Source organism: Arthrobacter sp. 05L45_2 (assembly GCF_056397525.1).
The window spans coordinates 1-10,912 of sequence record NZ_JBFTNO010000095.1 but is presented as its reverse complement, the minus strand read 5'-3'; the positions used below and the strand labels follow the sequence as shown (position 1 = coordinate 10,912).

Annotated in this window: 10 protein-coding genes; 4 read left to right on the top strand and 6 right to left on the bottom strand. The window is 67.1% G+C overall.

Going from position 1 to position 10,912, the window contains the following annotated elements; genetic code table 11:
- Positions 1–172 precede the first annotated feature (172 nt).
- The 4 genes from AC1DHD_RS09200 to AC1DHD_RS09185 all read right to left on the bottom strand — a co-directional run bounded on the left by AC1DHD_RS09200 (position 173) and on the right by AC1DHD_RS09185 (position 5,366).
- Entirely contained in the window at positions 173–2,389 is a 2,217-nt protein-coding gene (locus AC1DHD_RS09200; protein ID WP_476879414.1) for an ABC transporter ATP-binding protein, read from the bottom strand.
- A complete protein-coding gene (locus AC1DHD_RS09195) occupies positions 2,386–3,384 on the bottom strand; it encodes an ABC transporter permease (RefSeq protein ID WP_476879413.1) in 999 nt (332 codons plus the stop codon). Before AC1DHD_RS09195 ends, AC1DHD_RS09200 begins: the two co-directional genes overlap by 4 nt.
- Positions 3,385–3,386: 2 nt before the next feature.
- Entirely contained in the window at positions 3,387–4,373 is a 987-nt protein-coding gene (locus tag AC1DHD_RS09190; RefSeq protein WP_476879412.1) for an ABC transporter permease, read from the bottom strand.
- 363 nt (positions 4,374–4,736) lie between these two features.
- Positions 4,737–5,366, bottom strand: coding sequence for a TetR/AcrR family transcriptional regulator (locus tag AC1DHD_RS09185; RefSeq protein WP_476879411.1), 630 nt, complete (start codon positions 5,364–5,366; stop codon positions 4,737–4,739).
- 124 nt (positions 5,367–5,490) lie between these two features.
- On the opposite strand from AC1DHD_RS09185, the gene AC1DHD_RS09180 reads away from it, so the two are divergent.
- From AC1DHD_RS09180 to AC1DHD_RS09170, 3 genes are all read left to right on the top strand, one after another.
- Entirely contained in the window at positions 5,491–6,054 is a 564-nt protein-coding gene (locus AC1DHD_RS09180) for an NAD(P)H-dependent oxidoreductase (RefSeq protein ID WP_476879410.1), read from the top strand.
- A gap of 139 nt (positions 6,055–6,193) precedes the next feature.
- On the top strand, positions 6,194–7,486 hold the full coding sequence (locus tag AC1DHD_RS09175; protein ID WP_476879409.1) for an aminotransferase-like domain-containing protein: 1,293 nt from the start codon (positions 6,194–6,196) through the stop codon (positions 7,484–7,486).
- Positions 7,487–7,536: 50 nt separating this feature from the next.
- Entirely contained in the window at positions 7,537–7,968 is a 432-nt protein-coding gene (locus AC1DHD_RS09170; RefSeq protein WP_476879408.1) for a universal stress protein, read from the top strand.
- A gap of 33 nt (positions 7,969–8,001) precedes the next feature.
- Here the strand turns inward: AC1DHD_RS09170 and AC1DHD_RS09165 are convergent, their stop codons facing one another.
- A complete protein-coding gene (locus AC1DHD_RS09165; RefSeq protein WP_476879407.1) occupies positions 8,002–9,603 on the bottom strand; it encodes an AMP-binding protein in 1,602 nt (533 codons plus the stop codon).
- A gap of 225 nt (positions 9,604–9,828) precedes the next feature.
- Here AC1DHD_RS09165 and AC1DHD_RS09160 point away from each other — a divergent pair, with 225 nt between their 5' ends.
- Positions 9,829–10,164 carry a hypothetical protein gene (locus AC1DHD_RS09160; RefSeq protein WP_476879406.1) on the top strand — a complete coding sequence of 112 codons (336 nt, stop codon included), beginning with the start codon at positions 9,829–9,831 and terminating at the stop codon, positions 10,162–10,164.
- A gap of 11 nt (positions 10,165–10,175) precedes the next feature.
- Here the strand turns inward: AC1DHD_RS09160 and AC1DHD_RS09155 are convergent.
- A partial coding sequence (locus AC1DHD_RS09155; protein ID WP_476879405.1) for a dihydrolipoamide acetyltransferase family protein occupies positions 10,176–10,912 on the bottom strand: 737 nt, incomplete at its 5' end.

The window sequence follows — 10,912 nt, the reverse complement described above, 5'->3', positions numbered from 1 at the left end:
GAGGCATCCTGTGCCTTGGCACTTTCAGCGGTCGTGGTCGCGCCGCCTCCGCCGCAGCCGGTCAGCGCGAGGGCTGCCACTACGGCAGCCACCCCGCCGATCTTGGTCAGATTCTTCATAATGATCCCCTTCATTTTTGGTGCGAGTAGTGATGCAGGTGCGGTTTGGTGCGTCAGAGGGACTCGTGGACAACCAACATGTCCGCGTCCAGTTCGCCGTCCGGATAGAAACAGGCGAATTGCTGGTCTGTGGGGGCCGACGGCGGAACGTCGGGCCGGGAAGCGGAGGCCGTTGCCGTTTCCAGCGGCGGCTCCAGGGTGAGGCACTTTTCCTGCTTGGCGGCGGGAAGTGCGGCAAAGACGGGGCAGCGGGTGGCGAAGTTGCAGCCCTTGGGGGCATCCAGCGGCGAGGGCAGGTCGCCCTCCAGGATGATGCGTTCGCGGGTGCGCTCCAGCTGAGGGTCCGGGACCGGAATCGCGGAGAGGAGGGCGCGGGTGTAGGGGTGGCGCGGGTTGTCGAAGACGCTGTCCACGTCCCCGATCTCCACGATTTTGCCCAGGTACATCACGGCCACGCGGTTGGAGATGTGGCGTACCACCGAGAGGTCGTGGGCCACCATGAGGTAGCTCAGGCCGAGTTCGGCACGGAGCTTGTCCAACAGGTTGATAACGCCGGCCTGGACCGAGACGTCCAGCGCGGACACCGGCTCGTCGAGGACCACCAGTTTCGGGTTGACGGCCAGGGCCCGGGCAATGCCGATGCGCTGGCGCTGTCCGCCGGAGAACTGGTTCGGGAAGCGGTTGACGTGGTCCGGCTGCAGGCCCACGAGCTCCATCAGCTCCATGATCCGTTTCCGGACGGCCGGCTTGGCCATCCCGGAGTTCTCGAGCGGTTCGGCCAGCACCTCGTAGACGGTGAAGCGCGGRTCCAGGGCRCCGGTGGGGTCCTGGAACACCATCTGGAGTTCCTTGCGCATGGCGGCCTTGGTCCGGGCGTCGGAGGCGGCTTTGTTGCTGAGCCCGCCGATGGTCACCTCGCCGTCCTGGTCGCGGTGGAATTCCATGATTTCCAGCAGTGTGGTGGTCTTGCCGCAGCCGGACTCGCCGACGATGGAGAAGCACTCGCCTTCCCGGATGTCGAAACTCAGCCCGTCGACTGCCTTGACCGTGCCGATGCGGCGCTTGAGCAGCGCGCCCTTCATCAGCGGGAAGTGCTTCTTGACGTCCTTGAGCTCCAGGACCGCCTTGCGTTCGGCGCGCGGGACGGCGTCGAACCGGGACACCGGCACCTCGGGGGCGTGGAAGATCTCGTGGACATCCATGTCCCCGCCGAGCGACCCGGTCTTGATGCACGCGGCCTTGTGATCCAGGGTTCCGCCGCCGGTGCCGCTGACGGGCCAGAGCTCGGGTTCGCCTTCCAGGCAGGCTTCGCTGGCCAGCGGGCAGCGAGGGGCGAAGGAGCAACCGGTCGGCGCGTGGATGAGGTTCGGCGGGATGCCCTCGATGGGCACCAGCGAGGACTTCTCGGCCACGTCCACCCGGGGCACGGCGCCCAGCAGGCCCATGGTGTAGGGCATCCTGGCGTTGTAATAGATGTCGTCGACGCTGCCGGTCTCCACCGGTTTCCCGGCGTACATCACCATGATGTCGTCGGCCATACCCGCCACCACGCCGAGGTCGTGCGTGATCATTACGACGGCGGCGCCGGTCTCCTCCTGCGCCGTGTGCAGCACCTCCAGGACCTGCGCCTGGATGGTGACGTCCAGCGCCGTCGTCGGCTCATCGGCGATGAGCACGCGGGGGTTGTTGGCGATCGCGATGGCGATCATCACGCGCTGGCGCATGCCGCCGGAGAATTCGTGCGGGAACGCCTTGAGCCGGTCCTTGGGGCTGGGGATCCCCACCATGGCCAGGAGTTCGACGGCGCGCGCCTCCTTCGCCTGCTTGCTCATGGTGGGGTTGTGCACCGTGAGGGCCTCGATGATCTGGTTGCCCACGGTGTAGACCGGGGTCAGCGAGGACAGCGGGTCCTGGAAGACCATGGCGATGTCGTTGCCGCGGAACCGGCACATGGCCTTGTCGCTGAGGCCCAGCAGTTCGGTGCCTTTGAGCCGGACGGAGCCGGTGACCTGCGCGGTCTCCGGCAGGAGGCCCATGATGGCCATGGAGGTGACGGACTTACCCGAGCCGGATTCGCCCACGATACCCAGGGTCTTGCCCGGCATCAGGTCGAAGTCAATGCCCCGGACGGCGTGGACCACGCCGTTCTCGGTATTGAACCGGACGTTGAGGTCGCGGACGGAGAGCACGGCGCCCGCCGGGGCGTGCAGTCCGGCAACGTGCAGCCGCTCCGCGGTGCTCAGGTCGGTGGCGGTGGTGTCGGAGCTCATGAGGTCATCTTCTTTACGCTGTCGGTGCTCTTCCGGGCGGCATTCTTCTTCTTGGCGCTGCCGATCGAACTGGAGCTGGGGTCGAACGCGTCCCGCAGGCCGTCGTTCATCATGGCGAGGGAACCGGTCAGCAGGAACATGACGGTCAGCGGCACCCAGAACATCCACGGGAACGTGGAGACCTGGGACGTGGCCTGGCCGATCAGCACGCCCAGGCTGACGTCCGGAACCTTGATGCCGATGCCGATGAAGGAGAAGGCCACCTCGGCGAGGATCGCACCGGTCACTCCGCGGGTGATGTCCAGGACCAGCAGCGAGCCGATGTTCGGCACCAGGTGCCGCCAGACGATGCGCCGCGGCGGTATGCCCATGTACTGGGCGGCTTTGACGAAGTCGCGCTGCATCAGGGACATGGAAAGCGAGCGGATCAGGCGGGCGGTGCCCATCCAGTTGAAGATCAGCAGGACGATGATCAGCAGCAGCCAGCTGGGCAGGTTCTGCTGCAGCCCGTTGCCGCCGCCGCTGGTGGCCACGGCCACCACCAGGAGGGCCGGCATCATGATGAGGGCTTCGAGGATGAACAGCATGACCTTGTCCACCTTGCCGCCGAAGTAGGCCATGGTGCAGCCGTAGACCGCGGCGATCAGCACCGAGACCAGGCCGACGACGAGGCCGATCAGGATCGAGACCCGGGTGCCTTCCACCGTCAGCGCGTAGAGGTCGATGCCGGCCTGCGAGGTGCCCAGGAGGTGGTCCGAGGAGGGGCCCATGCCGATGGCGAACGGGTCGATGGTCTCCTTGTCCCAGCTCGAGAAGAGTCCGCCGATCAGGGACAGCACGGTCAGCAGCAGGAAGATCACCAGGCCGGTGACGGCCGTTTTGTTCCGGAGGAAGCGCCGCACGATGATCGTCGACTTCGCGATCACGACGTCGTTTTTCTCGATCTTTGCTTCTTCGGCGACGGCGGCCGGATCGATGGCGTTCAGGTTTGTCATGGCTACTGCACCCGCACTCTCGGGTCGACAAGGGTGGTGGCGAAGTCGGCGAGGATGGCGCCGATCGCGAAGATCACGGAGCCGTACGCCAGGGTGGCCGTCGCGGCGTTGACATCCTGTAGGGAGATCGCATCGATGCTCCAGGAGCCGACGCCGTGCCAGGCGAAGATCTTCTCGGCGAAGAAGCCGCCGGCGAAGATGGCCGGGATGGTGAAGGCGATGCTCTGCGCCACCGGGATAAAGGACACGCGGAGCGCGTGCCGGGTGATGGCCTGGTTCCGGGTCAGGCCCTTGGCGCGGGCGGTGCGGACGAAGTCGGCGTTGACGTTATCCAGCAGGTACTGCCGCTGCGCGATCTGGTACGCGCCCCAGCCCACGATTGTGATGGCGAAGGTCGGCACGGCGTAGTGGGCGAGCATGTCGATGAATTGCGCCCAGCCGTCACCGTCCATCCCGGGCGTCGAGATGCCGGTGACGAAGAAGATGCGTTCGCCGACGGTCTCGTTGATGTTGATGGCGCCGAGCTGGACCAGGAAGTACGCGATCGGCGCGGGCACGATGTAAACGAGGTAGCTGTAGGAGGTGATGGCCCGGTCGGAGAACTTGTACTGGCGGGCCGCGGTGTAGACGCCCAGGGCGACGCCGATGATCAGGGTCAGGACGATCGAGGCGAGGAACAGCCGGGTGGAGATCCAGACCCGGTCGCCGAACTCGGCATTCACAAAGGCGCCGTTGGGGCTGCGTCCCCAGTCCCAGCGCGTGACGATGCCGGTGAGCCAGTCAACGTACCGCTCCCAGGGGCTCTGCGCCGGGTCCAGGCCCTTGAGCCGGAAGGAGTTGGCAACCTGTTCCGGCGTCGGACGCGGGATTTTTTCCTGCTCCAGCAGCGCCGGCTTGAGGCTGGTGACCGCCAGGAAGTACCCGGCGCTGGTGGTCAAGAAGATCATGAACGCGTACGTGACGGCACGCTTGGCTAGGTATCGGAGCATGGGACTAGTTCAGGATCGCCGGTGCCTGCATGGTGCCGGGCGCCGCCGGAAGGGCTGGACCTGCCTGGCCGGGAGCCGGTGTCATTACAAGATTCACAGCATGGATCCTTCCGTTGTCCCCCCATGCGGCAGGGGGTGTCCGCTGCCGATCCAGGATCTTGGCCAGCGGGTGCCTGGCCGCCCGCACGCCTTCCGGCCAGCCCGGTGGGGCTATGTTGCGGGTCACATTCCAGAGGAAACTACCACATAGGAATTGCGTGGAGGCGCGCCAAAGAGGGCGAAACGGTATGCCCACTACCAGATCGTTATGAATAACTCACTTGGATTGATTTGACTTGGCAGTGCCCGCGAAGATCGGTTAGCCTACGCGCCGCTGACCACCCGGGAGACCAGCTCCCGCCAGGACTCAACCAGCCGGTCCGGGGCCACCCCGTGCACCCGGACCGAGTGCAGGATTCGCTCGGGTTCGAGGGTCACGCTGAGGGCCCCGGCCATCAGCCAGGGGTCCGCCGTCACGCCCGCGCCGCGCAGCAGCATCTCCAGGTGCCGGCGCCAGAGCACCGCGGCCGGAACATCAAACCGGTTGTAGGCAGAGACATCGGCGGCGCGGGCCAGTTCGCCGAACTCCAGCACCCAGCCCACGCGCTCGGCCCCGGAGGCAACGAGCCGCTCCAGCGCCGGCGCGCCCGGCCCCAGCGGCGGCGGCCCGAACATGAACCGGCTCTGGAACTGCGCCTCCGCGTCGCTGAGCAGCGTCATCATGAGCCCTGCCCGGCTGCCGAACCGCCGGAAGACGGTGYCCTTGCCCACCCCGGCGCGTCCGGCCAGGGACGCCATCGTGAGGCCGTCCGCGCCGTGTTCCTCTATGAGCTCCCGGGCGGCCCGGAGCAGCAATTCGCGGTTGCGGGCAGCGTCCCGGCGTTCGGACTCGGCGGCGCCGCCGTTGCCGGGGCGGGCCGCGGGGATGCCGGGGCGGATCGGGATGAGGCTCACAGGGCCAATTCTAGCCCCGGGGAATATTAACCGGACCGCAGTCCGTTTAGCATGAGTGAAGGCCCCAAAAGCCTCCGCGACCATCAAGCCGCCGAACCTGCGCGGCCCGATACAAGGAGTCCCCATGACCACCAACACCGTCCTCACCCTGGTCGGCAGCCTGCGCGCCGGCTCCACCAACGCCCAGCTCGCCGAAGCGATCCAGCTCAACGCCCCCGAGCAGGTGGAGGTTGTTATCCACGAGAGCCTGGGCAACATCCCGTTCTACAACGAGGACATCGACGTCGAGGGCCAGGTCCCGGCCGCTGCCGCGGCGCTGCGTGCCGCCGCCCACGAGGCTGACGCCCTGCTCCTGGTCACCCCGGAATACAACGGCACCGTCCCCGCGCCGCTGAAGAACGCCATCGACTGGCTCTCCCGCCCCTTCGGCGCCGGCGCCCTGAGTGGCAAGCCCACCGCCGTCGTGGGCACCGCCTTCGGCCAGTACGGCGGCGTCTGGGCCCAGGATGAGGCCCGCAAGGCCGTCGGCATCGCCGGCGCCCGCGTCCTCGAGGACGTCAAGCTCGCCGTTCCCGGCTCGATGGTCCGCTTCGCCGAGGTCCACCCGAAGGACGACGCCGAGGTTGTCGAGCAGATCAAGGGCGTTTTCGATGCCCTTGCTGACGCGCGCAGCACCGAAGCGGCCTAGCAGCAGCCGCCCCTCCGGACGCCCCCGGCAGCCTTCGCTCCCGGGGGCGTCCTACGTCAGGGCCCGGCGGGGCCGCCGTGGCGTGATTTTGTGAACAAAAGTTTTCCCTGTGACAACGCGGGCCTGTATCCTTGGAATTGTGACCCACGAAACACTTGATGCCGCCGCAGAGTTCCTTCCGGCCGAGGCAATTGACGCAATCGAACGTGCGGCTACGTCCGCCCACCGCCACGAGAGTCTCTTCTCGGAGCGCGCAGCAAATATCAAGCAGTCGGCCGTCCGGGACGTCTTCGACATCTCCCTGCGCCCGGGCCTCGTGTCCCTCGCCGGCGGCAGTCCCTACCTCCAGTCACTCCCCTTGGAGCGGCTTGGGCAGTCCGCGGCGAAGATCATCGCCGAGCAGGGCATGACGGCACTGCAGTACGGCGGCGGCCAGGGTACCGAGGAGCTCCGCACCCAGATCTGCGAGGTGATGGCGGCCGAGGGGATCCTGGACGCCAAGCCCGAGAACGTCATCATCACTGCCGGTTCGCAGTCCGCGCAGGACGTGGCCACAAAGGTCTTCTGCAACCCGGGCGACGTCGTCCTGGTCGAGGATCCCACCTATGTGGGCGCGCTGAACACCTTCGAGGCCTACCAGGTGGAGGTGGGCACGGTCCCGATGGACGGCGACGGAATCATTCCGGAGCTGCTCGAGGCCAAGATCGCGGCCCTGCAGACGGCCGGCAAGAACATCAAGTTCCTCTACACCATTCCGAGCTTCAACAACCCGTCCGGCATCACCCTCTCGGCCGAGCGCCGCCAGCAGGTGGTCGACATATGCCGCAATGCGAATATTCTGGTGCTCGAGGACAACCCGTACGGTCTGTTGCGCTTCGACGGGCAGCCGCTGACGCCCCTGCGGGCCGAGAACCCTGATGACGTCATCTACATGGGTTCGTTCTCCAAGATCTTCGCCCCGGGCCTCCGGATCGGTTGGGCCCTGGTTCCGGCGCACCTGCAGCGCCGCTACTACCTCGCCTCCGAGGCCGTCACCCTCTGCCCGCCCACGCTGAACCAGATGCTCGTCTCCGCCTACCTGCGCGACTACGACTGGCGCGGCCAGATCGCCACCTACCGCGGCCTGTACCAGGAGCGGTGCGAGGCCATGCTGGCGGCCCTGGCGAAGCACATGCCCGAGGGCCTTAGCTGGACCCGGCCGGAGGGTGGCTTCTTCGTGTGGGTGACGCTGCCGGAGGGGGTCGACACCTATCCGCTCCTGCAGAAGGCCATCGATGCCGGCGTCGTCTTCATCCCCGGGGCGGCTTTCGCGCACTCGGACGAGCCGTCCAACAAACTCCGGCTCGCCTTCAGTGCGGTGCCGCCGGATGCCATCGAGGAAGGCGTCCGCCGCCTGGCGCCGGTGCTGCGGGAAGCCATCGAGGCGTTGTAGCCTGAATCATTGTTGTGCCCTGAACCGTGCTTGACCAGAGGAGACCCTTAATGACCGGAATCATCGTTGTCGGCGTCGATGGCAGTGAAACTGCCCTCAAGGCCGCCCACTCGGCCCGTGACCTGGCGGTGTCGCTGGGCGCCACTCTGCATGTGGTCAGCGCCTTCGACAGTGACCGGACCGAGGTGTTCGGCAGCGGCAGCGACCGTTTTATTGTCTCTGACGCCGATGAGGCGGAAAAGGTCGCCAAGGGCGTCGCCGCAACGCTGCGGTCAGACGACATCAAGGTCACCTACACCGCCGCCCGCGGCAAGCCGGCGGAAGCCCTGATCCAGGAGGCCGAGCGTGCCGGCGCCCGGATGATCGTGGTCGGTAACCGCCGGATGCGCGGCCTGGGCCGAGTCCTGGGCAGCGTTGCGAACAGCGTGGCCCACAACGCCCCCTGCGACGTCTACATCGCCAAGACCGACACTTCCGACTAGGAAGGGACCGGCCGGAGAGCCGGCGCCGCGGCCCTAGGGCTGCGGCGCCGGCTCTGCCGTTTTAAGCATCCGGCGCAGGATCTTCCCGGAGGCCGACTTGGGCACGGCATCGATGAACTCGACACGCCGGATCTTTTTGAACGGCGCCACCCTTGCAGCCACGAATTCCTCCACTGCCGCCTCGTCCAGGTGCTCGCCGTCGGGCGAAGGCTGGCGCACCACAAAGGCCATCGGCACTTCCTGGCCGTCGGCGTCGAGGGTTCCGATCACCGCCGCGTCGGCAATGCCCGGGTGCGTGAGCAGGAGGGCCTCAAGTTCGGCGGGGGCGATTTGGTAGCCCTTGTATTTGATGAGCTCTTTGAGCCGGTCCACGATCGTCACCACCCCGTCTGCCCGGACAGTGGCGATGTCGCCGGTGTGCAGGTAGCCGTCGGAATCGAGGGTGTCTGCCGTTTCCTCGGGCCTGTTCAGGTAGCCCAGCATTATGTTGGGCCCGCGGCACAGCAAGTGGCCGGGGTCGCTTGTCCCCTCGGCCGGTACCTCGATCTCGCCGCCGGTGGCCGGGTCGATGAGCCGGCACTCCATGTTGGGCACCGTGTACCCCACGGAACTGACGGGCACGTCCGTGGCATCGACCGGAATGAGGTGCGAAACGGGACTCATCTCGGTCATCCCGTAGCCCTGGAGCACCCGGCAGCCGAGCCGTTCAGCCAGCCGCGTCCCCAGTTCGCCGTCCAGCGGCGCGGCGCCGGAGAGCGTGGTGTGGACCGAGCTGAGGTCGTAATCGGCCACTAAAGGGTGCTTGGACAACGCGACCGCCACCGGCGGGGCAATAAAGAGGTAGCTGCACCGGTGGTCCTGGACTATCCGGAGGAACTCCGCCAGATCAAACTTGGGCATGGTGACCAGCCGGGCGCGTTCCCTCAGGGCCAGGTTCAGGAGCACCGTGAGCCCGTAGATGTGGAAGAACGGCAGCAGGGCCAGGAGGCGGTCATCCGGACTGACCCGGAGCAGCCCGCGGGATTGCTCCACATTGGCCATAAGGTTCCGGTGGCTCAGCATGACACCCTTGGGCCGGCCGGTGGTTCCGGAGGAGTAGGGCAGGACGGCGATGTGGGTGGCCGGATCGAAGTTGATGTCCGGCGCGGGCGCGCCGCTGGCCAGCAAGTCCGCAAGCGACGGGTGGCCCTCGGCGCCGTCGAGCACCACCAGGCGGCTGGCGGGGATGCCGACCCGGCCGGCGGCCTCGCTGGCGGCGGGCAGCAGGGCCGAGATGGTGAACAGCCAGCTGGCTCCGGCGTCGGTGAGCTGTTTTTCGATCTCATCGGCGGTGTACAGCGAGTTGACCGTGGTGACGGTGGCTCCGGACCGGAGGAGGCCGTGGAAGACCACGGTGAAGGCCGGAATGTTCGGGCAAAGAACAGCGGCCACGCCGTTGATGCCCAGCCCCTGGGCGGCCACGGCTCCGGCCAGCGCGTCCACCCGGTCCCGGAGGACACGGTAGCTTGTTTCCGCACCGCTGGCTCCGTCCACGACGGCGACGCGGTCCAGGTCCTCCTCCGCCAGACCGCCGAAGAGGTAGTCGTAGAGGCTGACATTGGGAATCTCAACGGCGGGGAACGGGCTCGAGAACACGCAACATCTCCTTTGATCGGCGTTCGCCGGCTCGGCGGCGGCTGGTGCAACTCTAGTGCCGCCCTGCCGGTTCGGGACAGGGTTGCCCCCGATTTGACCCCCGTCACGCCCCGGGGTGGGCAGCCTCACCGGTTTTGGGCCCGTCCGGGCCACGGCGCGGCGGTAAAATGGGGAGTGCCCCCGATGGCGCGGACAGTCCTACCCGCCCTAATCCCGGGAGAGCCCTTGCCAATCCTTCAACGCCGCCAGCTGGTCGGGCACGACATTTTGCTGGCCCGGCACGGAAACCACATCAGCACCATGCGGGTGGACCGCGCCGCCGGCCGGGTGGTGGCCTACCTCGACGACGGATCCGTCGACAGCGCCCCCAACCTGATCTCCCCCACTCTGCGGATGCCGGACACGGTCCGGAGCATCCTGCGCGAGGACTGGAAGTTCCTCACCGGAGTGACGGCAGTCAGCTTCGGCCTGGCCGGCCTGGTGTTCGTCGCGGCCATCGTGGCTGCCGGGCTGGGCGGCAGCCCCGGCATGGCCACCCTGCTCGCGGCGTATTCCGGCTAAGAGCGCCGGCGTCAGTCGAGCAGCAGTGCTGGTTCTTCCAGGATGGAGGCGACGTCGGCCATAAAGCGGGCCGAGAGGTCCCCGTCCACCACGCGGTGGTCGAACGAGCCGCCAAGGGTGGTGATCCAGCGCGGGATCACCTCGCCATCCAGCACCCAGGGCTTCTGCTTGATAGTCCCGAACGCCACGATGGCCACTTCGCCGGGATTGATGATCGGCGTGCCGGTGTCGATGCCCAGGGCCCCAATGTTGGTGACCGTGAGTGTGCCGCCCTTCATCTGCGCAGGCTGGGTCTTCCCGGCCCGCGCGGTGGTGGCCAGCTGGTTGAGAGCGAGCGCGAGTTCCTTCAGCGAGAGGTCCTGCGCGTTCTTGATGTTCGGCACCATCAGGCCGCGCGGCGTCGCGGCGGCGATGCCGAGGTTCATAAAGTGCTTGACGTGGATCTCGGCCGAGTCGCTGCCGTCTGCGGCATCCACCCAACTCGCGTTGACGCTCGGGTTGCGCGCCGCCGCCCAGATAACAGCCTTCGCAAGGATCAGCAGGGGCGAGACCTTGATGCCCTCGAAATCGCGGGAGGCCTTGAGCCGCTTAACGAACTCCATGGTGCGGCTCGCGTCGACGTCGACAAAGATGCTTACGTGCGGGGCGGCGAACGCCGACTCCACCATGGCCCGGGCGGTGGCCTTGCGGACGCCCTTGACCGGGATTCGCTCGATCCGCTGCTCCTGGGGGCGGCCGGTCTTGCCCC